This is a genomic window from Azospirillum oleiclasticum, assembly GCF_013423485.1.
GTDB classification, from domain to species: domain Bacteria; phylum Pseudomonadota; class Alphaproteobacteria; order Azospirillales; family Azospirillaceae; genus Azospirillum; species Azospirillum oleiclasticum.
Map to the genome: position 1 here is coordinate 120,168 of NZ_JABFFR010000011.1, position 23,639 is coordinate 143,806.

At 68.8% G+C, this 23,639-nt stretch carries 24 protein-coding genes; 8 read left to right on the plus strand and 16 right to left on the minus strand.

Features of this window, described 5'->3' with window-relative positions:
• Positions 1 to 51 precede the first annotated feature (51 nt).
• The 3 genes from ytfQ to HL658_RS14425 form a co-directional block, all read right to left on the minus strand.
• Positions 52 to 1,014 (minus strand): galactofuranose ABC transporter, galactofuranose-binding protein YtfQ, encoded by a 963-nt coding sequence (gene ytfQ / locus HL658_RS14415; RefSeq protein ID WP_180282789.1) that lies wholly within the window; start codon positions 1,012 to 1,014, stop codon positions 52 to 54.
• Positions 1,015 to 1,305: 291 nt separating this feature from the next.
• Positions 1,306 to 2,748, minus strand: a complete 1,443-nt coding sequence (locus HL658_RS14420) for an enolase-like domain-containing protein (RefSeq protein WP_180282790.1) — start codon at positions 2,746 to 2,748, stop codon at positions 1,306 to 1,308.
• 32 nt (positions 2,749 to 2,780) lie between these two features.
• Positions 2,781 to 3,638 (minus strand): IclR family transcriptional regulator, encoded by an 858-nt coding sequence (locus HL658_RS14425; protein WP_180282791.1) that lies wholly within the window; start codon positions 3,636 to 3,638, stop codon positions 2,781 to 2,783.
• A 229-nt stretch (positions 3,639 to 3,867) separates the two neighbouring features.
• Between HL658_RS14425 and HL658_RS14430 the strand changes: the two genes are divergently transcribed.
• Genes HL658_RS14430 through HL658_RS14455 form a run of 6 tightly spaced genes read left to right on the plus strand, consistent with a single transcriptional unit; the run spans position 3,868 to position 9,146 of the window.
• A complete protein-coding gene (locus tag HL658_RS14430) occupies positions 3,868 to 4,911 on the plus strand; it encodes an NAD-dependent epimerase/dehydratase family protein (protein WP_343055108.1) in 1,044 nt (347 codons plus the stop codon).
• A gap of 22 nt (positions 4,912 to 4,933) precedes the next feature.
• Entirely contained in the window at positions 4,934 to 5,632 is a 699-nt protein-coding gene (locus tag HL658_RS14435; protein ID WP_180282793.1) for a hypothetical protein, read from the plus strand.
• Positions 5,629 to 6,468 carry a fumarylacetoacetate hydrolase family protein gene (locus HL658_RS14440; RefSeq protein WP_180282794.1) on the plus strand — a complete coding sequence of 280 codons (840 nt, stop codon included), beginning with the start codon at positions 5,629 to 5,631 and terminating at the stop codon, positions 6,466 to 6,468. Before HL658_RS14435 ends, HL658_RS14440 begins: the two co-directional genes overlap by 4 nt.
• Positions 6,469 to 6,492: 24 nt before the next feature.
• Positions 6,493 to 7,293, plus strand: a complete 801-nt coding sequence (locus tag HL658_RS14445; protein WP_180282795.1) for an ABC transporter permease — start codon at positions 6,493 to 6,495, stop codon at positions 7,291 to 7,293.
• 45 nt (positions 7,294 to 7,338) lie between these two features.
• Entirely contained in the window at positions 7,339 to 8,319 is a 981-nt protein-coding gene (locus tag HL658_RS14450; RefSeq protein WP_180282796.1) for an ABC transporter substrate-binding protein, read from the plus strand.
• 29 nt (positions 8,320 to 8,348) lie between these two features.
• A complete protein-coding gene (locus tag HL658_RS14455; RefSeq protein ID WP_180282797.1) occupies positions 8,349 to 9,146 on the plus strand; it encodes an ABC transporter ATP-binding protein in 798 nt (265 codons plus the stop codon).
• A gap of 40 nt (positions 9,147 to 9,186) precedes the next feature.
• Here HL658_RS14455 and HL658_RS14460 read toward each other — a convergent pair whose 3' ends face one another.
• Positions 9,187 to 10,098: a LysR family transcriptional regulator gene (locus tag HL658_RS14460; RefSeq protein WP_180282798.1), complete on the minus strand. Its 912-nt coding sequence runs from the start codon at positions 10,096 to 10,098 to the stop codon at positions 9,187 to 9,189.
• A 125-nt stretch (positions 10,099 to 10,223) separates the two neighbouring features.
• Between HL658_RS14460 and HL658_RS14465 the strand changes: the two genes are divergently transcribed.
• Positions 10,224 to 11,381 (plus strand): iron-containing alcohol dehydrogenase, encoded by a 1,158-nt coding sequence (locus HL658_RS14465; protein WP_180282799.1) that lies wholly within the window; start codon positions 10,224 to 10,226, stop codon positions 11,379 to 11,381.
• A 33-nt stretch (positions 11,382 to 11,414) separates the two neighbouring features.
• Here the strand turns inward: HL658_RS14465 and HL658_RS14470 are convergent, their stop codons facing one another.
• The 12 genes from HL658_RS14470 to HL658_RS14525 all read right to left on the minus strand — a co-directional run bounded on the left by HL658_RS14470 (position 11,415) and on the right by HL658_RS14525 (position 22,584).
• A complete protein-coding gene (locus HL658_RS14470; protein ID WP_180282800.1) occupies positions 11,415 to 12,395 on the minus strand; it encodes an aldo/keto reductase in 981 nt (326 codons plus the stop codon).
• Between the two features lie 156 nt (positions 12,396 to 12,551).
• Complete coding sequence (locus HL658_RS14475; protein ID WP_180282801.1) at positions 12,552 to 13,556, minus strand: ABC transporter substrate-binding protein; 1,005 nt, start codon at positions 13,554 to 13,556, stop codon at positions 12,552 to 12,554.
• Positions 13,557 to 13,593: 37 nt separating this feature from the next.
• Positions 13,594 to 14,931, minus strand: a complete 1,338-nt coding sequence (locus HL658_RS14480) for an MmgE/PrpD family protein (RefSeq protein WP_246337606.1) — start codon at positions 14,929 to 14,931, stop codon at positions 13,594 to 13,596.
• Positions 14,932 to 14,984: 53 nt separating this feature from the next.
• Positions 14,985 to 15,791, minus strand: a complete 807-nt coding sequence (locus HL658_RS14485) for an N-acyl homoserine lactonase family protein (protein WP_180282802.1) — start codon at positions 15,789 to 15,791, stop codon at positions 14,985 to 14,987.
• Positions 15,792 to 15,802: 11 nt separating this feature from the next.
• Positions 15,803 to 16,705, minus strand: coding sequence for an NAD(P)-dependent oxidoreductase (locus HL658_RS14490; protein ID WP_180282803.1), 903 nt, complete (start codon positions 16,703 to 16,705; stop codon positions 15,803 to 15,805).
• Between the two features lie 37 nt (positions 16,706 to 16,742).
• The gene (locus tag HL658_RS14495) at positions 16,743 to 17,585 is read right to left on the minus strand and encodes an alpha/beta fold hydrolase (RefSeq protein ID WP_180282804.1); all 843 of its coding nucleotides are present in this window, start codon (positions 17,583 to 17,585) and stop codon (positions 16,743 to 16,745) included.
• Positions 17,578 to 17,976 carry a hypothetical protein gene (locus tag HL658_RS14500; RefSeq protein ID WP_180282805.1) on the minus strand — a complete coding sequence of 133 codons (399 nt, stop codon included), beginning with the start codon at positions 17,974 to 17,976 and terminating at the stop codon, positions 17,578 to 17,580. Before HL658_RS14500 ends, HL658_RS14495 begins: the two co-directional genes overlap by 8 nt.
• Before the next feature lie 44 nt (positions 17,977 to 18,020).
• Positions 18,021 to 18,764, minus strand: a complete 744-nt coding sequence (locus HL658_RS14505; protein WP_180282806.1) for an ABC transporter ATP-binding protein — start codon at positions 18,762 to 18,764, stop codon at positions 18,021 to 18,023.
• Positions 18,761 to 19,486: an ABC transporter ATP-binding protein gene (locus HL658_RS14510; RefSeq protein ID WP_180282807.1), complete on the minus strand. Its 726-nt coding sequence runs from the start codon at positions 19,484 to 19,486 to the stop codon at positions 18,761 to 18,763. The genes HL658_RS14505 and HL658_RS14510 overlap by 4 nt, the downstream gene beginning before the upstream one ends.
• The gene (locus HL658_RS14515; RefSeq protein WP_180282808.1) at positions 19,483 to 20,457 is read right to left on the minus strand and encodes a branched-chain amino acid ABC transporter permease; all 975 of its coding nucleotides are present in this window, start codon (positions 20,455 to 20,457) and stop codon (positions 19,483 to 19,485) included. Before HL658_RS14515 ends, HL658_RS14510 begins: the two co-directional genes overlap by 4 nt.
• Positions 20,454 to 21,314: an ABC transporter permease subunit gene (locus HL658_RS14520; protein WP_180282809.1), complete on the minus strand. Its 861-nt coding sequence runs from the start codon at positions 21,312 to 21,314 to the stop codon at positions 20,454 to 20,456. The genes HL658_RS14515 and HL658_RS14520 overlap by 4 nt, the downstream gene beginning before the upstream one ends.
• 34 nt (positions 21,315 to 21,348) lie before the next feature.
• Complete coding sequence (locus HL658_RS14525) at positions 21,349 to 22,584, minus strand: ABC transporter substrate-binding protein (RefSeq protein WP_211109738.1); 1,236 nt, start codon at positions 22,582 to 22,584, stop codon at positions 21,349 to 21,351.
• A gap of 301 nt (positions 22,585 to 22,885) precedes the next feature.
• Here HL658_RS14525 and HL658_RS14530 point away from each other — a divergent pair, with 301 nt between their 5' ends.
• Positions 22,886 to 23,629: an SDR family oxidoreductase gene (locus HL658_RS14530; RefSeq protein WP_180282810.1), complete on the plus strand. Its 744-nt coding sequence runs from the start codon at positions 22,886 to 22,888 to the stop codon at positions 23,627 to 23,629.
• Positions 23,630 to 23,639 lie beyond the last annotated feature (10 nt).

Consider the following 23,639-nt stretch of genomic DNA (forward strand, 5'->3'; position numbering starts at 1 on the left):
GACAGGGGGCACCCGCGATCCGCGCGGCACCCCCCGGCGCAGGACCGTCGCTCAGTAACCGAGGTCTTTCTTGCTCTCGTAGACCTTCATCGGCTCGTCGGCCGCGGTGAAGAGCTTGGAGTCCGTCTGGATCCACTTCGGCGGGGTCTTGTTGTTGGCCTTGTAGTCGATGATGGCGTCGAGCGCCGGGCCGGCCATGTTGGGCGTCAGCTCCACGGTGGCGTTGGCCTCCCCGGCCGCCATCGCCTTGAAGATGTCGGGAACGGCGTCGATGGACACGGTCAGCACGTCCTTGCCCGGCTTCAGCCCGGCCTCCTTCATCGCCTGGATGGCGCCGATCATCATGTCGTCGTTGTGGGCGTAGACCGCGCAGATGGACGAGCCGCCGCCTTCGGCCTTGATGAAGCTCTCCATCACCTCCTTGCCTTTGGAGCGCGTGAAGTCGCCGGTCTGGCTGCGCACCAGCTTGATGTTGGGATGGGACGCGATGGCGGTGTCGAAGCCCTTCTTGCGGTTGGTGGCGACGCTGGCCCCCACGGTGCCCTGCAGCTCGACCACGTTGCAGGGCTTGCCGCCGACCTGCTTGGCCAGCCAGTCACCGGCGACCTTGCCCTCATGCACGCTGTCCGACGTGACCGCGGTCAGATAGAGGTCCTTGCCCGAGGGGTCGATGTCGCGGTCGAGCAGGACGACCGGGATCTTCGCCTCCTTCGCCTCCTTCAGCACCGAATCCCAGCCGGTGGCGACCACCGGGGCCAGGAAGATGGCGTCCACGCCCTGCGCGATGAAGGAGCGGATCGCCTTGATCTGGTTCTCCTGCTTCTGCTGGGCGTCCGCGATCTTGAGGGTGACGTTCCGCTTCTTGGCTTCCGCCTTCGACACCGTCGTCTCCGCGGCGCGCCAGCCGGATTCCGACCCGATCTGCGAGAAGCCGACGGTCAGGTCGGCCGCCTGGGCCGACACCGCCACCCCCGCCGCGAGCGCCGTCGCCGTGAGCAAAGTCTTGAGACGCATGACGTTTCCCCCTCCCGTCCAACCCCGCGCTTCCGTCGGGCGTTTGAAGATGTGCCCTTATGGCACAACCGCGGTCGGCTGTATAGTCATACTGTTTGACTATCAGACTTTTGCCCACGCGACGCACCCGTGGCGCCCCTGACCGGAGAGCCGGTCAAGACGAGCGTTGCAGCCGCCGGAGGTGGTCGTCCCACACCTCCGGATTCACCAGCGAGGTCGGGCGCTCCTCATGCAGGATGCGGATCGTCTCCTCCGCCGACTGCACGCTCATACGCCGCGCGCTGTCCTCTGTCAGGCCGGCGATCCGGCTCTCTGTTCCCCTTGCGCGGGCAGCAGCACGTCAACCGGGACTCCGGCGGCGAATCCCGGACCGTCCAGCGACCCGATCTGGAGGTCGCCGTTCCGGATCCTCAGCCGCACGGGCCCGCCGGGCGGGCGGTGGTAGAGGTCGGGATGGGCGGACAGGAAGGCGTCCTGTTCGGCCTCCGGCGCGAAGGACATGCCGTCGATGTAGTGATGGCCGTTCCGCTCCACATGCGTCAGACCGAGCAGCGACACCAGCGCCAGATCCTGCTGCGTGCACAGCCCCGGCCACGTGCACAGATCCTCGGCTGAGAGGAAATGGTGCGCCTTGCGGTCCGGCTTCGCGTTGAGATGCGCCGCGCGGGCGGCGTTGAGGATCGATTTGTAGAAGCCCTTGCAGCTCTTGCTGGACACGCCGCTGTAGCCGAGCGCCACGGCTCGCGGGAAGGCGTCGATGTCCCCGTCCGATTCATCGATGATGAGCGGCTTCTCCGCCGCCAGCGCCGCCACCGGCCGGTCGAGCGCCACCGCGCGCTTGATCGGCTGCTCGATCAGCAGGACCGATCGCACCATCCGCCGCAGGGCCGGCGTCTCGCCCATGCGGCGCCACAGCTCGGTGATGCCCTCCACATCCTCGTACTGCTCGTTGCCGTCGAGGGTCGAGAGGTAGTCGCCGGCGCCGGCGTCGAGGATCGAGGCGATGCGGGACAGCCGGTCGAGATCGGCGGCCACGTCGCCGCCGACCTTCAGCTTGTAGTACCGGCAACCATAATCGCGCACCACCTCCTCCAGCGTCTCCGGCAGCCCGTCGTCGCGCCGCTCCGTCACGTCCGCGGCGGTCAGCGCGTCGACGAGGCCGACCGTGTGCCGGACGGCGATGGTCGGCGCGGGCGAGAGGCCGGCGAGAAAGGTCGGCAGGTCGAAGCCGGCCAGGTCCGGCGTCAGTGCACCCGTGTCGATGCCCGGCAGGTTGCCGCGGATCATGGCGGCAAAGGAGAGCCCGAGCCGGCGGCCGAGCGCGTCGAGGATGGCCCGGTCGACCAGGGCGGGACCGTAGGACGCGACCAGCGGGTTGAGGCCGCGCGCCGCGCAACGCGCCTGCTGCTCGCGGTACAGCCCGGCGGACAAGCCGAAGGCGGTGTCCTCACCGGCGTTCCGGTAGAGGTCGAACGCGATCGCCAGCGACAGCCGGAGCTGGTCCATGTTGTCGTCGTCGGTCTGCGCCGGATTCTTGTCGAACCATTTCGGCAACAGGCATTCCGCGGCAAAGCCCGTGCCGCTGCGGCCGTCGGACAGAGTGATGGACGCGGACAGAACCGCCTGGGTCGCCCGCGTGACGGTGACGACGCCGAAGCGGAAGGGAAGCCGCAGGTCGACCGAGCGCTCGCGCAGCGCGAATCCCTCCAGCCGCAGGCGGGGACAGCCGTTCATCGGGACGGATCTCCAGGTGATGGGGTCGCGGGTCACTCGACCATGCGCGGGAAGGCGCCGCTGCGCGCGCGGGCCTCCAGCGGCCAGGTCTCGCCCAGGCGGGTGGTGGTGGCGACCACGATGTGGCCGCAGGATTCGAGGTCGGACCGGCTCATCCGGTTGGTGGGTGCGGCAAGGCTGACCACGCCGACGCATTCCGCAGCACCGCCCAGAGTTGACGCCAAGATGGGGGCGGCGACCGCGCCCACCCCCAGCTCGTTCTCCTCGTAGCTGAGCGCGTAGCCCTGGCGCGCCACCTGCTCCAGCTCCTCGCGGATCTCGGTGATGGTGGTCTTGGAATGCGGGGTGAGCGGACCGATGCCCTGCTGGAGCAGCAGCTTGAGCGCGTCGGGGAACGGCAGGGTGGACAGCCAGGCCTTGCCGGTGGCGTGGGTGTGCAGGCCGATCTCCAGCGTGTAGTTGGGGTCGATCCGCAGCGACCGCTTGCTGCCGGCGAAGGACTGCACCCACACTATCCGCCGGCCGCCCGGCTCCACGATGGCGAGGCGCACCAGCTCCCCCGTCTCCTCCGCGAGCTGGCGCAGCGCGGCGGAGCACTGGTCCAGCAGCCGGCTGGTCTGGAGATGCCGCAGGCCCAGGTTGCTGATCCGGTAGGTCAGATAATAGCGTTGCGCCCGCTCGTCCCGCCACACCAGCATCAAATTTTCCAGCGTGTGCAGAAGCTTGATGACGATGGCCTTGTTGAGCGACAGGCGCCGGGACACTTCCGCCAAGGGCATTCCATCCACGGAATCCGCCAGCATTTCGACGATTTCGAAGGCACGCGCCACCGAGACGATGGTTTCGTCCGGCTTCTCCGCGGGACCGACGAGCGGATCGACTTTCGACATGATGGGGACCTTGGTCGGGTTTGATGCCTGAAAACAGGTAACGACGTTATCACCTGATCCACCCCAATCAAGCCGGAAAATCGCTTTCACGGCACGAAAAATGCGGTTGACAGCCGGTTGTAGGCATGGAAACCATTGATCGACAGATAACGCTGTTACCCTCAACAAATCGATGCCGCCGGAGCCGCCCGAGGAATCCGGCACACTACATCGCACATGGGAGCGGAACGTGTCCGAACGCCTGACCTTTGACAGCCTGCCCGACCTGATCAAGACCGAGGAGGAGCTGGAGGAGCTGGTCTCCCGGCCCACCCAGGGGCTGGTGGACGATTTCGCGGAACTGGACGGCGACATCATCGTGCTCGGGGTCGCCGGCAAGGTGGGCCCCTCGCTCGCCCGGATGGCCAAGCGTGCGGCACCCGGCAAGACGGTGATCGGGGTGGCGCGCTTCACCGAGCCCGGCTCGCGCGAGGAGCTGGAGCGCCACGGGATCGAGACCATCAAGTGCGACCTGCTGGACCGGGCCGCGGTGGCGAAGCTGCCGACGGCGGCCAACGTCGTGTACATGGCGGGCAAGAAGTTCGGGACCAACGACGACCCGTCCTTCGCCTGGGCGATGAACACCACCGCCCCCGCGACCGTCGCCGAGCATTACCGCGAATCCCGGATCATCGCCTTCTCGACGCTGTGCGTCTATCCGTTCGGCGTCGTCGCCCACAATGGGTGGGACGAGAGCGTCCAGCCCCGTCCGCTCGGCGACTACGCCAACTCCTGCGTCGGGCGCGAGCGCGCCTTCGAATACGGGTCGCGGCGCTATGGGACGCCCGGCCGGCTGATCCGGCTGAACTACGCCATCGACCTGCGCTACGGCGTCCTCCACGACATCGCGAGCTGGGTCCATCGGGGGGAGCCGATCCCGATCGCCACCGGTCACGCCAGCGTCATCTGGCAGGGCGATGCCAACGCCCAGATCCTCCGGGCGCTGAAGCATTGCACCGCACCGACCTCGGCCCTCAACATCGGCGGGCCGGAACAGGCCAGCGTGCGGGCCATCGCCCACGCCTTCGGCCGCATCCTCGGGAAGGAGCCGCTGTTCGAGGGCGTCGAGCAGCCGACCGCGTGGGTCAACAGCACCTTCCAGTCGCAGCGGCTGTTCGGCTACCCCAACGTGCCGCTGGCGCGGATGATCGACTGGGTCGCCGACTGGGTGCGGAACGACGGGCCGGTCTACGACAAGCCGACCCGCTACGAAGTGCGCGACGGCCTGTTCTGACCCCCGGACGAAGGCAGGGACCATGGACAGCCACGGCTTCATGGGCTTCTGGTCGGACATCGACGCCGACTACCGGCTCACCTACCAGGAATGGCACAACTGCGAGCACATGCCGGAGCGGGTCGGCATTCCCGGCTTCATCGAGGGACGCCGCTACCGCGCGCTCGCCGACGGCCCGATGTTCTTCATGTGCTACCTGACGCAGGACCCGGGGGTTCTGAGCAGCGGCCCCTACCTCGCCGCGCTCAACCGCCCTACCCCCTGGACGAAGGAGGCGCTCACCCATTTCCGGAATCCCGAGCGCAGCATCTACCGCCGGGTCACGGTCATGGGGTCGGTGCCGACGCACGTCCCCTACATCCTTCAGATGCGCTTCAACGCCCCCGCGACCGGACCGGAGGTCGCTGCACGGCTGGAAGCGTGGATGGCCCGCCCGCCCGCCCCGGAACTGCGCGCCTCGCTGTACGACATGGACACCGAGGCGTCGAGGATCATGACGGCGGAGCGCAAGATCTACGAGGCCGGCCCCGGCCAGCGCCAGTACCTCATCCTCGTGGAGCTTCTGGACAAGGGGCCGGCGGAGCAGGCGGCGGAAGGCCTCAAGGCCGCCCTGGGACCCGAGGTCCGCGACCTTGTCACGACCACCTACTGGCTGGAGACACGCATCCGGTCGGTGGATGTCCGGCATCCCGGTACCGCAAGCGTCGAGGACACGCCATGAAGCTTCTGCGCTACGGCGAGGCCGGCCATGAACGCCCCGGCCTGCTGGACCCGGCCGGCACGGTCCGCAGCCTGGCGGACCATACGGCCGACATCGATGCCGCGCTCATCGGCGATTCCGCGGCGATGGCCGCGCTGGCGGCGCTCGACCCGGCGGCCCTGCCGGCCGTCGAGGGTGCGGTGCGGCTCGGCTGCCCGCTGGCGGGCATCGGCAAGATCGTCGGCGTCGGTCTCAATTACCACGATCACGCCCGCGAGTGTGGCGCCCCCATCCCGGCGGAACCGATCCTGTTCCTCAAGGCGACGACCGCGCTGTCGGGACCGGACGACCCGATCCGGCTGCCGGACGACGCGGACAAGACCGACTGGGAGGTCGAACTCGGCGTCGTCATCGGCCGCAGGGCGCGGTGCGTGGCGGTGGAGGACGCGCTCGCCCACGTGTTCGGCTACTGCGTCGCCCATGACGTCTCCGAACGCGGCCACCAGCTCGAACGCGGCGGCCAGTGGACCAAGGGCAAGAGCCACGACGGCTTCTGCCCGGTCGGCCCCTGGCTGGTCACGGCCGAGGAGGTCGGCGACCCGCAGGCGCTGGCGCTGTGGTGCGACGTGAACGGCGTGCGCCGCCAGTCCAGCACCACCGGGGAGATGATCTTCGGGGTCGCCACGGTGGTCAGCTACATCAGCCGGTTCATGACGCTGCTGCCGGGCGATCTCATCATCACCGGCACGCCCGCGGGCGTCGGGCTGGGGCAGCGGCCCCCGGTCTATCTGAAGCGTGGCGACCATGTCCGCCTGTCCATCGCCGGCCTCGGCGAGCAGAACCAGACCGTCGTCTAGACGGCCGAAGGGAGACCGCACACGATGCCCATCATCCGCTCGCTCCGAAGGCTGGCCGGCTCGGAGGCCATCCGCCCGGCCCTGCTGATCGTCATCATCCTGGTCGGCTGGGACGTGGGGGTGCGCCTCTTCAAGATCCCGCCCTACCTGATCCCCGCGCCGACGGCGGTGGTGCTGGAACTGTTCGCGCAATGGCCGATGCTGCTGCGCGAGACGATGCCCACCCTCTACGCGACGCTCGGCGGCTTTGCGCTCAGCGCCCTTTTCGGCATACCGACGGCCATGCTGATCGCCTCCTCCCGCACGGTGGAGAGCTATCTCTACCCGATCCTGGTGTTCTCGCAGAGCGTTCCCAAGATCGCGGTGGCGCCGCTGTTCGTCGTCTGGTTCGGCTTCGGCATCGCACCGAAGGTGATCTCGGCCTTCCTGCTGGGCTTCTTCCCGGTGGTGGTGGCGACCGTGCTCGGCCTCAAGAGCATCGACAACGACATGCTGGACCTCGCCCGCTCGATGCGGGCGGGTGCGCTGCGGACCTTTCTGCGGATCCGCCTTCCCAACGCCCTGCCCAGCATCTTCGGCGGCTTGAAGGTGTCCATCACGCTGGCGGTGGTGGGGGCGGTCGTGGGCGAGTTCGTCGGCTCGAACTCGGGCATCGGCTATGTGCTGCAGATCGCCAACGGAAACTTCGACCTGCCGCTGATGTTCGCCGCCCTGTTCATCCTGTCGCTCATGGGGGTGCTGCTGTTCACGGCGATCGATTTCGCCGAACGCCTGCTCATCCCCTGGCACGCGTCGCACCGCGGGGACTTCGTCGGAACAAACTGAACCCGTCGCGCCGGAAAACGGCGCGGCACGGAAAGGGAGGACACGATGCTCAACAAACCATTCTTGCTGGCCTGCGCCGTGGCGCTGCTGCCGGGCTTCGCCCTGGCCCAGCCCGCGGACAAGGCGGTGCTGATGCTCAACTGGTATGTTTACGGCGAACACGCGCCCTTCGTGGCCGGCGCGCTGAAGAACTACTACAAGGACGAGGGCATCGACCTCGAAATCCAGGAAGGCCGCGGTTCCGGCGTGACCGTCCAGGCGGTGGCGGCCGGCACGGTGACCTTCGGGTTCGCCGATGTGAGCGTCATGATCCGGGCGGCCACGAAGGGTGCGCCGGTCAAGTCGGTCGGTGTCCTGGTCCAGAAGACCCCCGGCGCCGTCATCGCACCCGAAGGCAAGATCAAGTCCCCCCAGGATCTCGCCGGCAAGACGATCGCCATCACGCCCGGTGATTCGGTGACGCCCTTCTGGCCGCTCTACCTCAAGAAGATCGGGGTCGCCGAAAGCTCCGTCCGCACGGTGGCCGGCGATGCCCAGACCAAGCTGAACGCCGTGGTCAACGGCCAGGCGGACGGCCTGATCGGCACCTCCACCGAACAGGGCGCCCGGCTGCCCGACATCATCAACAAGCCGGTGACCATCCTGCGCTACGCCGACGCCGGCATGACGCTCGTCGGGTTCGGCATCGTGGTCAGCAACGACACGATCGCCACGAAGGGCGATCTGGTGAAGCGCTTCATGCGCGCCACCACCCGCGCCGTCGAGGACGCCGAGAAGGACCCGAAGGGCGCCGTCGACCTGCTGCTCAAGGCATACCCCAAGATCGGTCTGCCCGAGGGGCAGCTCCGCAGCCTGCAATATTCGCAAGCGCTCTACCGCGCCGACCCGACACCCGGCCGTCGGCCGTTCCAGATGGACCCGTCCCTGATCGCCGAGACGCTGGAAACCTTGACCCAGTACGGCGGCCTCGCCCAGAGCGACCGCGGCAAGCCGGACGACTATTTCAATGGGAGCTTCCTGCCGTGAGGGCATTCGTCAGGGAGGTCCGTGCGGACATGACCGAGCCGAACGCAGCCGTGGGCGACGTCCACATCCGGATCCGGGGGTTGACCAAGACCTACCGGTCGAAGACCGGGGCGGTGCCGTCGCTGAAGCCGATCGATCTCGACATCGCCAAGGGCGAGTTCGTGGCGATCGTCGGCCCCAGCGGCTGTGGCAAGAGCACGCTGCTGAAACTGGTGGCCGGGCTGCTTCCGGCCACCAGCGGCTCGATCCGGATCGGCGGGGTCGAGGTGGACAAGCCGATCGACGACATCGGCATCGTGTTCCAGAGCCCGGTGCTCCTGCCGTGGCGATCGGTGCGCGACAACATCCTTCTGCAGGTCCAGATGCGCGGCCGCGACACCGCCGCCTACGCCAAGGCGGCGGACACGCTCATCAAGACCTCGGGTCTGGAAGGGTTTGAAAACCGCTATCCGTGGGAGCTGTCGGGTGGGATGCAGCAGCGCGCGTCCATCTGCCGGGCGCTGGTGCACGACCCCAGCGTGCTGCTGATGGACGAGCCGTTCGGTGCGCTCGACGCCATGACGCGTGAGCGCATGAACGCCGAGCTCCAGCGCATCTGGTACGAGACGCGCAAGACCGTCCTCCTCATCACCCACAGCATCCCCGAGGCGGTCTATCTCGCCGACCGCGTCGTGGTGATGTCGAGCCGGCCCGGCGCCATCGAAGCCATCTACGACATCGATCTGCGGCGTCCGCGCGAGCTCTCGGTCATGGGCGAGCCCCGCTTCGTGAAGCTGACGCAGGACATCCGCAAGCACTTCTTCGCCCAGGGCGATCTCGACCATTGACGCCGGCCGGCCGGGAGGAATCACCCCCCCGGCCGGCCGCTCAGGCCGCACTCCCGAGGAACCGGTCGCGCGCCGCCGCCACCTGCTCCCGGATGAAGCGGCGGGCCAGCCGCACCCGCGCCACCTCCGCCACCTCCGTGTGGCTGACCAGCCAGTAGGTGCGGACCAGCGACGCCTGGTCCGGCAACACCCGGACGAGCGACGGTTGCGGGTCCGCAACGAAGGCCGGAAGCACCGCCAGCCCGAAGCCGGCGGCCACCGTCGCCATCTGCGCGTGCAGGCTGGAGCATTGCAGCCGGGGCCGCAGCCCCGGAACGATGTCGTCCAGATAGTCCAGGCCGCGCGTGAAGATCAGCTCCTCGATGTAGCCGGCGAACGGATGCCCGCCGAGCTCCGCGACCGTGCGCGGCGTGCCCGTGCGCTCCAGATAGTCGCGCGCGCCGTAGACGAACAGCGCGTAATCGGTGAGCGGCTCGGCGACGAAGCGGTCGCCGTCGGGGCGCCGCAGCGTCACGACCACGTCGGCCTCCCGCCTGGACAGGGCGATGATCTGCTGGATCGACACCAGCTCGACCGACAGGTTCGGGTGCGCGGCGGCGAGCGCCGGGAGCCGGGGCGCCAGGAAGTAGTTTCCGAATCCCTCCAGCGTGCTGATCCGTACGGTGCCCGACACCCTCTGGCCGTCGGCGGCCACCTGCCGCTCGGCGTGCTGCGCCTCCGCCTCGATAGCCTCGGCCGAGCTGAGCAGCCGTTCGCCGGTGTGCGTCAGGTTGTAGCCGCGCAGGTTCCGTTCGAACAGCTTCGCCTCCAGAGCCTCCTCCAGCGCGGCGACGCGCCGGCTGACGGTCGCATGGTCGACGCCGAGCCGCCGCCCGGCGGCGGAGATGGTCCCCGACCGCGCCACGGCCAGGAAGAATTGCAGGTCGTTCCAGTCGAAGGAGCTGGAGGGCATTGGGCATTTCCGCACAGACTTTGCGCGATATCTCCGCTGTCTGTGCGGGAACGTCAAGAGTATTCCTCGGGGCAACGGAACCAGGGCCAACAGAACCAGGGCCAACAGAACCAGGGGAGGAACTCATGACGTCCATCGCGTTGCCCAGACTGCTGCGGATCGGTGGCGGGGCGCTCCAGGAAACCGGGGAGACGCTGCGCCAGCTCGGCCTTTCCCGGCCGCTGGTGGTGACCGACCGCTTCCTGCTCGATCACGGCCTCGTCGAACGCCTGCTGGCGGCGTTGCGGGCCGGGGGCATCGACGCCACGGTGTTCGCCGACGCCGTGCCCGATCCGACCGAAGCGTCCGTCGCCGCCGCTCTCGCGGCGCTGCACGGGCGGGATCATGACTGCGTCGTCGGCTTCGGCGGCGGCAGCCCGATCGACACCGCCAAGGCGGTGGCGGTTCTGGCGCGGCGTGGCGGGCGCATGCGCGATCTGAAGGCGCCGCACCAGGAGGACCGGCCGGGCCTGCCCATCATCGCGGTGCCGACCACGGCCGGCACCGGGTCGGAGGCCACCCGCTTCACCATCGTCACAGACGAGCGGACCGACGAGAAGATGCTGTGCGTGGGGCTCGCCTATCTGCCGGTGGCGGCGATCGTCGACTTCGAGCTGACGCTCGGCAAGCCGCCCCGGCTGACCGCCGACACCGGGATCGACGCGCTGACACACGCCATCGAGGCCTATGTGAGCCGCAAGGCCAACCCGTTCTCCGACGGCATGGCGCTCCAGGCGATGCGCGCCATTGCGCCCAACCTCCGCCGGGTCTGCCGGACACCCGGCGATCGGGCGGCGCGCGCGGCGATGATGCTGGGCGCCACCCAGGCCGGCATCGCATTTTCCAACGCCTCGGTGGCGCTGGTGCACGGCATGAGCCGGCCGATCGGGGCGTTCTTCCATGTGCCGCACGGTCTCAGCAACGCCATGCTGCTGCCGGCGGTGACCGCCTTCTCCGCCCCGGCGGCGTTGGAGCGCTACGCGGACTGCGCCATCGCCATGGGGATCGTGCCACCCGGCACGGACAGCGCCGGGGCGGTGGACGCGCTGCTGCACGAGCTGCGCGCGCTCAACGCCGAGCTGGCGGTCCCGACGCCGAAGCAGTGGGGCATCGACCGCGACCGCTACCGCGCCGTGGTGGACACCATGGCGGCGCAGGCGCTGGCTTCCGGCTCCCCTGGCAACAACCCGCGCGTTCCGACGGCCGACGAGATCGTCGGCCTCTATCACGAAGCCTGGGAGTGAGGAGCAACGGAAGCCACACCCGCCGTGCGGCGCTTACGAGAAGCCGGCGACCGGGCGGGGGACGTAGGGCTCCTCCAGCCGTCCGATCTCCTCCGCGGTCAGGGTGAGCGACAGGGCGGCCACGGCGTCGGTGAGGTGGTTCGGCTTGCCGGCGCCGACGATCGGGGCGGTCACCCCGCCCTTCTGGAGGACCCAGGCCATGGCCACCTGCGCCCGCGGCACCCCCCGCTCCGCCGCGATGGCGCCGACCGCCTCGACGATCCGGCGGTCCGAATGCCACGCGGTTCCGTAGAGGCTGCGGCCGAACTTGTCGGTTTCCTGCCGCTCGCTGGTCTCGTCCCAGGCGCGGGTCAGGCGTCCGCGGGCCAGCGGGCTCCAGGGGATGACGGCGACGCCCTGATCGCGGCACAGCGGCAGCATCTCGCGCTCCTCCTCGCGGTAGAGGAGGCTGATATGGTTCTGCATGCTGATGAACTCGGTCCAGCCGTTCATCCGCGCGGTGTGGAGCGCCATCGCGAACTGCCAGGCGTGCATGGACGAGGCGCCGATGTAGCGGACCTTGCCTGCCTTGACCACATCGTGCAGGGCCTCCAGCGTCTCCTCGATCGGCGTGTCGTAGTCCCAGCGATGGATCTGGTAGAGGTCCACATAGTCGGTCCCCAGCCGTTTCAGGCTGGCGTCGATCTCGGTGAGGATGGCCTTGCGCGACAGGCCGGCACCATTCGGTCCCGGCCGCATCCGCATGTGGACCTTCGTTGCCAGCACGATCTCCTCGCGGCGGACGAAGTCCTTGAGCGCGCGCCCGACGATCTCCTCCGACGTGCCGTCCGAATAGCTGTTGGCCGTGTCCAGGAAATTGATGCCGAGGTCGAGCGCCTGCTTGATCAGCGGGCGGCTGCGTTCCTCGTCGATCGTCCACGGGTGGGCCCCCCGGTCGGACGCTCCAAAGGTCATGCACCCCAGGCAGATGCGCGACACCTTCAGTCCCGTCCTGCCGAACCTGACGTACTCCATTGCCTCGTCCTCATTGCCCTGTGTTCAACCGCAACCCCGCGGCGCGCGACGTGTCACGGTACGGCACGCCTCCCGGGAAGGCTACCCGGCCGCCACCCGGGACCGGAAGCCCTCCCGAAATGTGGATTGCTGCCGGACCACCCGCCGGCCGCTCCGTCAATGCCCCGACGACACGTCCGCACCGTCGAAGAACAAGTCGGCGATGCCGGCCGGCTTGTGCTTCAGAGAGCCGATCTCGTGCATGAAGTTGGCGTACTTCATGACGTTCTCCGGCACCGTCGTGTATTTCAGCTTGGGATCCTCCAGGATCGCCAGCAGATCCTCCACCGACCAGCCGCTGCCCGTCATCGTTTCCAGCAGCGTCTGCGCGGCGGCGCGCTTGTCGGCGTTGATCATGCGCTGGGCCTCCACCAGCGCCTCGACGAAGGCGGCGTAGACCTTGGGGTTCTCCGTCCGGAACTTGGTGGTGGTGGAGATCATGGTGAAGGTGGTCGAGCCGCCCATGACGTCGTCCGAGGTCATGATGGTGCGGATGGCCGGATCCTTGATCTCCCGCTGGTGGAAGGGGATCGACGCGTAATGCGCGGCGACCGAGGTGTTCCCGGACACCAGCGCGATCAGCGCGTCCGGGTGGGTCATGGAGACCGTGTTCGGGTCGAAGCGGAACACCTCCTTCGGCCCGTATTTCTGACGGGCGTACATCTGCATGATGATCGAGGGGATGGAGACCTTGACCGAGGTCACCGCGATCTTGTCGGTGGGCGTCAGGTCGTCGATGGACTTCAGATGCGGCGCGCGGGCGTTGAGGTACATGGGCATGGAGCTCATCGCCGCCACGCCCTTGACCCCCATGTGGGTGCGGGTGCGGTCCCACAGGGTGAGGAAGGCCGGCGGTCCGGCGGAGATGAAGTGGGCGGAGCCCGACAGCAGCGCGTCGTTCATGACCGACGGGCCGCCGATGTTCGCCCAGTTGACGGTCACCTTGAGCCCCGCCGCCGCCGCCTGCTTCTCCACCAGCTTGTGCTTCTGCATCATGTGGAGGGGGAGGAAACCGAAACCGCCGGCCCCCAGTGGCACGTTCAATTCGCTCACTTCGGCGCGGGCCGCGCCGACCGATCCGGCCAGGAGCACCGCCCCCAGGATTGCTGCGATTGCCTTCATGGTTTCCTCCCTTGGTGTTTGTGTCGTTGCCCGTGGATCACGCCGCGGGTACGGCCAGCGCCAGCAGCGGCCCGACATCGTCCAGCCCGTCGATGGTCCAGCAGCGGGCGATCAGCGCGTCGACCCGGTCGGCCGGCAGGACCGTCGCCTGGTCGCGGAACTTGGTCTCGAGCTGGGCGTCGGTCAGCGGCCGTTTCAGGTTGCCGATGGACGCTTCCAGGACCTTGGTGAGGGTCCGGCCGTCCTTCAGGGTCACCTCGACCACCACGCCGTCCTCGCTGACGGCGGGATCGCCGATGGACTCCACCCGCTCGCGCAGGCCGCGGAGCAGGGGATCGTTGACCGCCTCGTCCGAGAACTCGGCCAGCCCCGCCCGGCCGCGGCCGAGCCCGATGGCGGCCGCGTGGTAGGCGGAGAACTTGCCTTCCAGGCCACGGCTGATGTGCTTCTTGTCGCACAGGTCCTTGACCAGCGGGGCGACCCGCAGCCGCACCGCATCGACGTCCGCCGCGTCGATGGCGTGCTCGGCGCGGAGCTGGATGCAGGCGTCGATGGTCGGGTGGGTGACGATGCCGCAGGGGAATGGCTTGTAGGTGTTGACCCGCAGCTCGTAGTCGGTGCCGAGCCCGTCCGTGACCTTCGACAGGTCGTAGCGCGCCGACAGGACGGCGGCGAAGCCGCGCGGCCCCTCCAGCCCGTGCACGCCGCTGGTGAAGCCTTCGCGCGCGAGCAGGGCCGCCATGTAGCCGCTCTGCGCCGAGCGGCCGGGGTGGAAGGACTTGGCCATGGAGCCGAACATCTCCCGGATGCCGGCCGCCTGCGTCGCGGCCAGCCCGATGGCCCAGACCATCTGCTCCTCGGTCAGGCCCAGCAGGCGCCCCACCGCCACCGCCGCCCCGAACACGCCGACCGATCCGGTGCTGTGCCAGCCGGCGTCGTAATGCGCGGGGTAGGTGGCGTTGCCGATGCGCGACACCACGTCGAAGCCGAGGATGAAGGCGTTGAGGAAGTCGTCCCCGCGCACCGGCGTCACGCTGGCGTAGGCGAACAGCGCCGAGGCCACCGGGGAGGTCGGGTGGATGTAGTTGGCCGGGGTGGTGTCGTCGTAGTCGTGGACGTGCGAGCTGATGCCGTTCAGCAGCGACGCGAACAGCGGGTCGTACCGCTCCGCCCGGCCGATCGCGATGGCGGTCGGCAGGCCGGTGTAGGGGCCCAGCGCCCGGATCGCGATGTCCATCGCGGAATGGGTGCTGCCGCCGAGCGCGCAGCCGACGAAATTGACGAGGGCGCGGCGTGCCTCGTGCCGCACGTCGTCCGGCACATCGTCGAGCCAGGCGGCGAGCACATGCCGCGCCAGTTGCCGTGTGGTGTCCATGGTTCGGGTTCCTTCCGCGGCCGTCATGCGATGATGGTGCATGCGTCGGTCGTTCATGCGTCGATGGGGTCGGCGTCGAGCCGCACCACCACCCCTTCGAGCCCCGGCGCCGGGGCCGGGTAGCGTTTCAGCACCAGGGGGTCGTGGCCGGGGATGATGGTGGAGCGCTCGCTCGCCAGCGCCCGCAGGGTGTCGTACCCCTCCAGCGTGTCGCCCAGGCTGTAGAGGATCGGGAAGGCCCGACCCTGCTCCATGTTGGCGTAGAAGTGGCTGGCGTCCGACGCCACCACCAGCCAGCCGCGCCGGGTCCAGACGCGGACGACCTGGAGGCCCTTGCTGTGGCCGCCGACGTGATGGACGGACACCCCTGGTGCTATCTCCGCGGCGCCCGTGTGGAAGGCGACGCGGCCGTCGAACACCTTGCGCACCATGGCCACCACGTCCTCCACCTCGAAGGGCATGCGGAGCGCGCCGTGGCACATGCAGCGCCCGGTGCAATAGGCCATCTCCTCGTCCTGAAGATGGAAGCGGGCGTTGGGGAAGAGGTCGTAATTGCCGCAGTGGTCGTAGTGCATGTGCGTCAGGATGACGTCGCGCACGCTGTCCGGGTCGATGCCGATGGTCTTCAGCCCCTCGCCCGGGCAGCGGAAGAAGTCGCGCTTGCGCTTGCGCGCCATCGGCTCGTCGAAGCCGGTGTCAATGATGAAGGTGCGGTCCGGCCCCTTCAGGGCCCAGACGAAATAATCCAGCGGCATGGGGGCGTCGTGCGGGTCGCCGCCGACGAAGTTGTGGGAGGCGGTCGCCGCAGGGTTGTGCGCGTAGCGCACCGCGTAGACCTCGTAAGGCTGCAGGTCGGGCATGGGGCGTCTCGCTATTTGGCGGCCTTGCCGCGCACCTCGACGGCGGCGGCGCGTTCGGCGACCTGGATGAGCTTGGTGAAGTCGCTGTCGGCGCCGAGCTCGTTCAGAGCCTGGAACCACACCTGCCGCACCGCGTTGGCGGTCCACAGCGACAGGCCCATGGCCTCCGCCTCGTCCAGGCAGAGCTTGACGTCCTTGTACATCAGCCCCGTGGCGAAGCCGTAATCGAAGGTCCGCGGCAGGATCGAGCGGGGGAACTTGTCCAGCGTGGAGCTGCTGCGGCCGCTGCCGGCGTTGACCACGTCGATCACCGTGTCGGGATCGAGCCCGGCCTTGACGCCCATCACCACCGCCTCGGCGGAGATCGCCATGGAGGCGGCGGACAGCAGGTTGTTGACCAGCTTCATGGTCTGGCCCATGCCGGCCCGCTCGCCGACCCGGAAGATCTTCCCGATGACCTTGAGGACCGGGATCACCTGGTCGCAGGTCTCCGGCGGACCGGCGACCATGACGGCCAGGGTGCCGGCCTTCGCACCGCCGGCACCACCGCTGACGGGGCTGTCGACCCAGACCATGCCGCGTTCGCCCAGCGCCGCACCGATCTTCGCCGCCATCCGGGGGCCGGTGGTCGACAGGTCCACCACCGTCCGGACCGCCGTTCCCTCGACCAGCCCGCCCTCTCCGAGGACGACGGCTTCGACGATCGCCGGTGTCGGCAGGCTGATCAGGACGACGGAGGCCGCCGCTCCCACCTCCGCCGGGGAGCCGGCCCGCCGGGCGCCCCGCGCCTCGAAGGCCGCGACCGCCTCCGCCCGGGCGTCGTGCACGACCAGCTCGTAGCCGGCGTCGATCAGCCGGCCGGCCATCGGGGCACCCATGTTGCCCAGCCCGATGAAACCAAGTGTTTCCGCCATGTGGGTCTCCGTCCTCCTCGGATTCTTGTCTGTGTGATCAGTCGGCCGCCATGACCGCCAGTTCCGGCAGCAGGTGCGTGCGGAACAGCGGGTAGTTCTCGATCATCGGGAAATGGCCGATGTCGGGCATCTCCGTGTAGCGGCAGCCGGGGATGGCGTCCGCCACCGCGCGGGTCATGGCGGGCGTGCAGGAATAGTCGTAGGCGCCGGTCAGCAGGCTGACCTTGCAACGGCCGGTGTCGATGGTCTTGACGTGCTCGCGGGCGTCCCAGTCGAAGCTGTAGAACATGACGTCGCCGCGGTACACGCCGGGGCCGGACTGGCTGTAATACCACCAGTTGGCCCGTCTCCCCTCCTCCGGGCTCATGGGTGCGTTGAGGCCGAAGGTGTAGGTCGCCACCAGCTCCCCGCCATGCACCGCCGGGTGGTGCAGGAACTCGTTGTAGCGGCCGGGGGCGTAGGCGCCGCTCTCCAGCCCGATGATGCCGCGGATCTCCCCCTGATGGTCGCTGGCGACCCGCAGGACGATGGCACCTCCCATCGAGCAGCCCATCACCACCGGCCGCTCCAGCCCGAGCGTCCGCCAGACGGCGCGGATGATCGACAGATACTGCTCGGTCGTCAGCTCGTAGCGGGTGAGCCACCAGCCCGGCGGCGGGTCGGACCGGCCATGCCACGGCATGTCGAAGGCGACCACGCGGAAGCGGTCGGTGACCTCCGGGTCGTTGAGCAGGTGGCGGTACTGGCGGCTGTCCGCCCCGGCGGTGTGCAGGCACAGCAGCGGGATGCCCTGCCCCGCCTCCTCCACATAGACGCGGTGGTCTATGCCGTCGATCGGGACGGTCAGGTAGCGGCCGACGATGGGCTCGAACTCAGGCATGCGTCTCTCCCATCCCCTGCATCAGGTTCATCATGCGGTGCAGAGCCCGGGCGTTCTGCATCGCCACCAGCGTGTCGCCGTCCAGCACGAACTCCGGCACCCGCATCAGCATGGCGAAGACGTCGTGGAAGAGCGGCGGCGGGTTCGGCTGGAGGAAGCGCCGCCACACCTCCAGCGGTGCGCGCAGGCCGAACCGCGACCGCACGTCGAAGCGCGGGTTGACGGTCAGGTCGGCGATCCGCCCCTCGCGGACATGCAGGACGTAGCGCGTGTCGCCGAAGCTGACGGCGAAGTCGGTGGTGAACCATCGACCGATCACGGCCAGCTCGGGGTCGCCGTTGACCCGGTCGCGGAACCCCGCCATCCAGGTCGGATCCGGGAACTGTCCCATTGTCTCCCTCCTGCCGACGTCCATCGTCCCGGACGTCCTTGGTGTCAGATGCCGAGGTACGCCTCGCGGACCCTCGGGTTGTCGGCGAGTGCGTCCGCCGTGTCGGCGAGGACGACCCGTCCGGATTCCAGCACGTAGCCGCGCGACGCCACCGACAGCGCCAGCGCGGTGTTCTGCTCCACCAGCAGGATCGCGGTCCCGCCGGCGTGGATGTCGAGGAAGGCCCGGTGCAGCTCGTCCACCACGATCGGCGCCAGACCGTGGCTCGGCTCGTCGAGGATGAGCAGCCGCGGGCCCAGCATCAGCGCGCGGCCGACCGCGACCATCTGCTGCTCACCGCCCGACAGGGTGCCGGCGCGCTGGCGCCGTCGCTCCGCCAGCCGCGGAAACAGCCGCAGCACACCGTCGAACCGCCCGGAGATCGCCGGGTCGTGGCGGACCGCGAAGGCGCCGAGCCGGAGGTTCTCCTCCACCGTCATGTCGGGGAAGACGTGGCGCCCCTCCGGCACATGGGCGATGCCGAGCCCCGGCACCGCGTGGGACGGCAGCGCCATCAGGTCGGTGCCCGCGAACCGGATGCGCCCGCGCGAGCGGGGCACGAGGCGGGAGACGCTGCGCAGCAGCGTGCTCTTGCCGGCGGTGTTGGCGCCCAGCACGCACACGAACTCGCCCATGCCGACGGTGACGGAGACCCCGTGCAGCACGTCGGCCGCGTCGTAGCCGGCGTGCAGCTCCTCCACGGACAGCAGCGGCTCCGTCCCCGGGGATGTCGCGACGGGCGCGCTCATGCCTGGTACTCGCGGCCGAGATAGGCACGGACCACCTGCGGGTCGCGGGCGATGGCGGCCGGGCTGCCCTCGGCGATCTTCTGCCCGAAGTTCAGCACGACGATGCGGTCGCACAACGTCATGATCGCGCGCATGTGGTGCTCCACCACGATGATGGTCAGCCCGTCCGCCCGCAGCGAGCGGATCAGGCCCATGATCGCGTCCATCTCCACGGCGTTCAGCGCCGCCATCACCTCGTCCAGCAGGATCACCCGGGGACCGGTGGCGAGCGCGCGGGCCAGCTCCACCCGCGCCCGTTCGGGAAAGGACAGGTCGCCGGCCCGCTTGTGGAGCACGGCACCCAGCCCGACGCGGTCCAGGCAGGCGGCGGCCGTGACGCGCGCCGACCGCAGGTCCTGGCGCAGCAGCGCGCCCACCAGCACGTTGTCGAGCACGCTCATGTCCATGAAGAGCGCGACGTTCTGGAAGGTCTTGGTCAGGCCCAGGGCGGCGATGCGGTGCGGCTTGCGCCCCGCGATCTCCCGCCCCTCCAGGCGGATGGAGCCGGCGCTGACCTTGTGGATGCCGACCAGCGTGTTGAACAGGGTGGTCTTGCCGGCCCCGTTGGGGCCGATCAGCCCCAGGATCTCCCCGGCCGCCACGGTGAAGCTGACGTCGCGCAGGGCCTGCAGGCCGCCGAACTGCTTGGACAGGTTGGCGACGGCGAGGACGGCGTCGGTCATCGCGCCCTCCTCGTCCGCCACCGGGCCGCCAGCGCCTCCACCGGCGCCACCAGCCCGCGCGGCTGCACCAGGATGATCAGCATGAGGAGGATGCCGTAGACGAGCTGCGACAGCCCGGCGGTGCCCGCCGACAGCCAGCTGTTCGCCAGCTCCTCCAACGGGATGATGACGAAGGCGCCGACGATCGGGCCGGCCGCCGTGCCGATGCCGCCGAGGATGGCGATCAGCGCCACCCGGATGGAGATGGGCCCCAGCCCGAACACCGTTTCCGGGTCGAAGAAGAAGGTGAACTGGGCGTAGGCGGTGCCAAGCGCCGCCATGATCCCGCCGGACATGACCGCGGCGATTGTCTTGACGCGCGCGGTATCGACGCCCACCACCTCGGCCGCGTCGGGGTTCTCCTTCACCGCGCGCAGCCGGTATCCGAGCGCCCCGGCCTTGGTGACGACGAACACCGCGGTCACCAGCACCAGCGCGGCCAGCATCAGGTAGTAATAGGGCAGCGTGCTCTTGAACTGCAGCATCAGCAGGCTGTCGGGGGCGAAGGGGACGGAGATGCCCGCCGGCCCACCGGTGAGCGACGGCCAGGAGTTGGCGATCACCCGCATCACCTCGCCGAAGGCCAGCGTCGCCAGCGCGAAGTAATGGCCGCGCAGCCCCATGGTGGGCACGCTGACCAGCGCCGCGAAGGCGGCACCCAGCGCCGCCCCGGCCAGCATGCCGATCCAGGGCGACAGGCCGTAATTGACCAGCAGGATGGTGGAGGTGTAGGCGCCGATGCCGAAGAAGGCGGCGTGACCCAGCGACATCTGGTTGGCGAGGCCGCCGACGATGTTCCACGCCTGGCTCATCGCCGCGAACAGCAGCGTCACGGTGAGCACCCGGATCAGATAGCCGGCCGGGTCGAGGGTGAGCGGCAGCAGCGCCGCCACCGTTAGCGCCACGGCCGCGAGGACGAGGGACGGCCTCATCGGGCGCCCCCGACGAGGCCCTGCGGGCGCAGCGCCAGAACCGTGATGAAGACGAGGAACAGGACGAGGTTCTGGAGCTGCACCGGGAAGGCCATGGCGGACAGCGACTGGATGATCCCCACCGCCTGCCCGCCGACGATGGCCCCCGCCACGCTGCCCAGCCCGCCCAGCACCACCACGGTGAACATCAGCACCACGAACTGCGCGCCGACCGTGGGGTGCACCGTGAAGTAGGGCAGGATCACCGCCCCGCCGAAGGCGGTGAGCCCGACCCCGAGCCCGAAGGCGATGCGCCGCATGCGGTCGGCGTCGATGCCCATCAGGCTGGCGGCCATGCCGTCCTGCGCCGTCGCCCGCATGGCGCGGCCGTACCAGCTCCGGTTCATGAAGAGCCAGAGGGCGAGGCCGGACACCACGGACATCAGGAAGGCCGCCAGATACGGCACGCTGATGAAGAGATCCCCCAGCCGCAGGGCGGAGGTCTGGTAAGGGGTGGTGACCGAGCGGAACTGCGAGCCGAAGCCGAGCAGAGCCGCGTTCTCGATGACGATCAGCAGGCCGACGGTCAGGAAGATCTGCGCCACCGGTGGTGCCCGCAGCACGCGCCGGATCAGCGTGTGCTGCACCACGCAGCCGAGCGCGAACACCACCGCGAAGGCGATCACGGAGCCGATCAGCGGATCGAGCCCAAGCCACGCCCAGGCCAGATACCCCACGAACATGCCCAGCATCAGGAACTCCGCCTGCGCGAAGTTCACGATGCCCATCACGCCGAACACCAGGGTCAGCCCGATCGACACGACCGCGTACACGCCACCGATCAGAATCCCGTCGACAAGTGCCTGGATGACGACCACGATCATTCTCCCGAAGCGAGCAGTGCCCGTGATCTCAGGCCGTCCAGATCGGCTTCTTCTTCGCGTACTTGGACGGGCCGACGGTGACGAGGTCGTCGCCCTGCCATTGCACCATCAGGGGCTCGGACAGGGTGTTGAGGCCGGTCTGGTCGAACTTGACGGCCCCGCCGGTCATCGCCTTCGCCCAACCCTGGTCGAAGCGGGTGGTGTGGAGGGTGTCGCGGATGGCGGCCGGGTCGGCCTTCCCGCTCGTCTCGATCGCCTGGACCAGCACCGACAGGCAGACCGCGTGTTCCAGCGCCTCGTGGGTCATGAAGTAGCCGTGGCGCTGCCGGAACTCGGCCGTGAGCTCCGGGGCGAGGTCGTGGCTGCCCGGGGCGATGGAGAGCACGCCCTCCGCGAACTCGCCGAGGCCCTGCTTGAAGTCCGGGATGATGTAGCCGCCGGCCCCGCCGATCACCGGGATGCCGATGCGCTGCTGGCGCATCGAGCGGATGATCTGCAGCCCGTCGTTCAGGTAGGAGGCGGGGAACACGGCCTGCGCGTCGGCCCCGCGCAGCTTGTTGATCAGCGGCGTGACGTCGGTGATGCCGAGCGGGTAGGCCTCGTCCATCACGATGGTGATTCCGGTCTGCTTGGCCGTCTCGCGAATGCCCGCCGCCTGCGAGGTCCCGTAGGCGGTGTCCTCGTACATGATGGCGACGCGCTGGAGCGTCTGGCCGGCGTCCTTGGCGATCTCGGCCGTCTCGGTGAGCTGGGCGCGGCCGAGGGTGGATGCCTTGGCGACCACCTGGAAGATGTTCTTGAAGCCGCGGCTGGTGATCTGGTCCGAGAAGGACATGGTCAGCAGCGGAATGTCGCGGCGCTCCGTCACTTCCGACAACGCGATGCTGAGCGAGGAGGCGTAGGCGCCGAGGATCGCCACCACGCTGTTCTGGGTGATCAGCCGCTGCCCGACGGTGGCGGCGGTGGTCGGGGTCGAGGTGGAGTCGGCCACCACCAGGTTGATGGGCGCCCCACCCAGCGCCTTGATGCCTCCCGCCTTGTTGATCTGTTCGGCGGCCAGCTCGATTCCGCGCAGGGAATTCACGCCGAACTGCGCGTTTGCGCCCGAGAGCGGCAGCACGACACCGACGTTGACCGGCCCCTTCTGCGCGTAGGCGAGCCGGGCGATGAACGGCATGGCCACCGCCGCGCCGCCAAGTTGCAGGGCGGCACGGCGGGTCGGCCGCAGAAGCCGCGGGCCGCGGTGGTCGGAACGCTTGTCCATGGTTTCCTCCCCTTGTCCTTGTTTGGACGCGGCGACCGGCATCAGGTGACGGCCACCACGGTGGAACTCGACTCACCGTCGACCTTCGTCGCCGGTTATGAAATCCCGTCACCTGTGCAAGACGACCTCATTTAATAATAAATACTACAACCAATTCCCTTCACAGACCAGGATAACGGCCCGTGTGTTTGCTCATTATTATAGACATGTCTTTAAGGTTAGGCAAGACATGCCATGGAGACTTGGTGTAATGTAATCTTGTCGCGAACTTCTTCTTTCGTGTTGATTGGAGGCAAGGAACATGAGTGATACTGCACAGCCTGAAGTCGTGCTGCTCACCGGCGCCGCCGGGGGCATGGGAACCGCCATCGCGGAGGCGCTGGTGGCGAGCGGGCGGAAGGTCGTTCTGGCCGACCGCGAGGAGGCGGCGGTCCGGGATCTCGCCGCCCGACTCGGCGACCGCGCCGTAGCGCTGGTGCTCGATATCACCGACGACAGGGCCGTCGATGCGTGCGTCGATGCCCTGCCCGACGGGTTCCGGCCGATCGACACGCTGATCAACAACGCCGGGCACGACATCGGCGGCCGCAAGCGCTTCGACCTCGGGTCGGCGGACGACTGGTCGAACATCATCCGCACCAACCTGATGGGTCTGATGCGGGTGACCCGCGCGGTGCTGCCCAGCATGGTCGCCCGCGACAAGGGGCACATCGTCAACATGAGCTCCATCAACGCGGTGCGGATCGTGCCGGACATGGCACCCTATTCCGCCAGCAAGGCCGGCGTCCGCATGTTCACCGAAACCATCCGCGGCGAGCTGGCGGAGACCGCGGTGCGGGTGACCGAGGTCCTTCCGGGCCTCACCCGCACCGGCATCATCTCCCGCCGCTACCGCGGCGACGAGGAACAGACCCGGGCCTATTTCGAGCAGTTCCGCATGGCGCTCGACCCCGCCGATGTGGCCCGCTGCATCCTGTTCGCGCTCGACCAGCCGCCCCATGTCCAGATCGCCGAAATCACCGTGCTGCCGTTGAACCGCTGGTGAACGCACCGCC

Bases quoted from the DNA above. Each gene is read 5' to 3' on its own strand.
- HL658_RS14530 (WP_180282810.1), top strand. From the start codon at position 22,886: ATGAGTGATACTGCACAGCCTGAAGTCGTGCTGCTCACCGGCGCCGCC.
- HL658_RS14500 (WP_180282805.1), bottom strand. From the start codon at position 17,976: ATGGGACAGTTCCCGGATCCGACCTGGATGGCGGGGTTCCGCGACCGG.
- HL658_RS14475 (WP_180282801.1), bottom strand. From the start codon at position 13,556: ATGAAGGCAATCGCAGCAATCCTGGGGGCGGTGCTCCTGGCCGGATCG.
- HL658_RS14440 (WP_180282794.1), top strand. From the start codon at position 5,629: ATGAAGCTTCTGCGCTACGGCGAGGCCGGCCATGAACGCCCCGGCCTG.
- HL658_RS14435 (WP_180282793.1), top strand. From the start codon at position 4,934: ATGGACAGCCACGGCTTCATGGGCTTCTGGTCGGACATCGACGCCGAC.
- HL658_RS14465 (WP_180282799.1), top strand. From the start codon at position 10,224: ATGACGTCCATCGCGTTGCCCAGACTGCTGCGGATCGGTGGCGGGGCG.
- HL658_RS14425 (WP_180282791.1), bottom strand. From the start codon at position 3,638: ATGTCGAAAGTCGATCCGCTCGTCGGTCCCGCGGAGAAGCCGGACGAA.
- HL658_RS14505 (WP_180282806.1), bottom strand. From the start codon at position 18,764: ATGAGCGCGCCCGTCGCGACATCCCCGGGGACGGAGCCGCTGCTGTCC.
- HL658_RS14515 (WP_180282808.1), bottom strand. From the start codon at position 20,457: ATGAGGCCGTCCCTCGTCCTCGCGGCCGTGGCGCTAACGGTGGCGGCG.
- HL658_RS14510 (WP_180282807.1), bottom strand. From the start codon at position 19,486: ATGACCGACGCCGTCCTCGCCGTCGCCAACCTGTCCAAGCAGTTCGGC.
- HL658_RS14460 (WP_180282798.1), bottom strand. From the start codon at position 10,098: ATGCCCTCCAGCTCCTTCGACTGGAACGACCTGCAATTCTTCCTGGCC.
- HL658_RS14450 (WP_180282796.1), top strand. From the start codon at position 7,339: ATGCTCAACAAACCATTCTTGCTGGCCTGCGCCGTGGCGCTGCTGCCG.
- HL658_RS14445 (WP_180282795.1), top strand. From the start codon at position 6,493: ATGCCCATCATCCGCTCGCTCCGAAGGCTGGCCGGCTCGGAGGCCATC.
- HL658_RS14485 (WP_180282802.1), bottom strand. From the start codon at position 15,791: ATGCCCGACCTGCAGCCTTACGAGGTCTACGCGGTGCGCTACGCGCAC.
- HL658_RS14480 (WP_246337606.1), bottom strand. From the start codon at position 14,931: ATGGACACCACACGGCAACTGGCGCGGCATGTGCTCGCCGCCTGGCTC.
- HL658_RS14455 (WP_180282797.1), top strand. From the start codon at position 8,349: ATGACCGAGCCGAACGCAGCCGTGGGCGACGTCCACATCCGGATCCGG.
- HL658_RS14525 (WP_211109738.1), bottom strand. From the start codon at position 22,584: ATGGACAAGCGTTCCGACCACCGCGGCCCGCGGCTTCTGCGGCCGACC.
- HL658_RS14495 (WP_180282804.1), bottom strand. From the start codon at position 17,585: ATGCCTGAGTTCGAGCCCATCGTCGGCCGCTACCTGACCGTCCCGATC.
- HL658_RS14420 (WP_180282790.1), bottom strand. From the start codon at position 2,748: ATGAACGGCTGTCCCCGCCTGCGGCTGGAGGGATTCGCGCTGCGCGAG.
- HL658_RS14490 (WP_180282803.1), bottom strand. From the start codon at position 16,705: ATGGCGGAAACACTTGGTTTCATCGGGCTGGGCAACATGGGTGCCCCG.
- ytfQ (WP_180282789.1), bottom strand. From the start codon at position 1,014: ATGCGTCTCAAGACTTTGCTCACGGCGACGGCGCTCGCGGCGGGGGTG.
- HL658_RS14470 (WP_180282800.1), bottom strand. From the start codon at position 12,395: ATGGAGTACGTCAGGTTCGGCAGGACGGGACTGAAGGTGTCGCGCATC.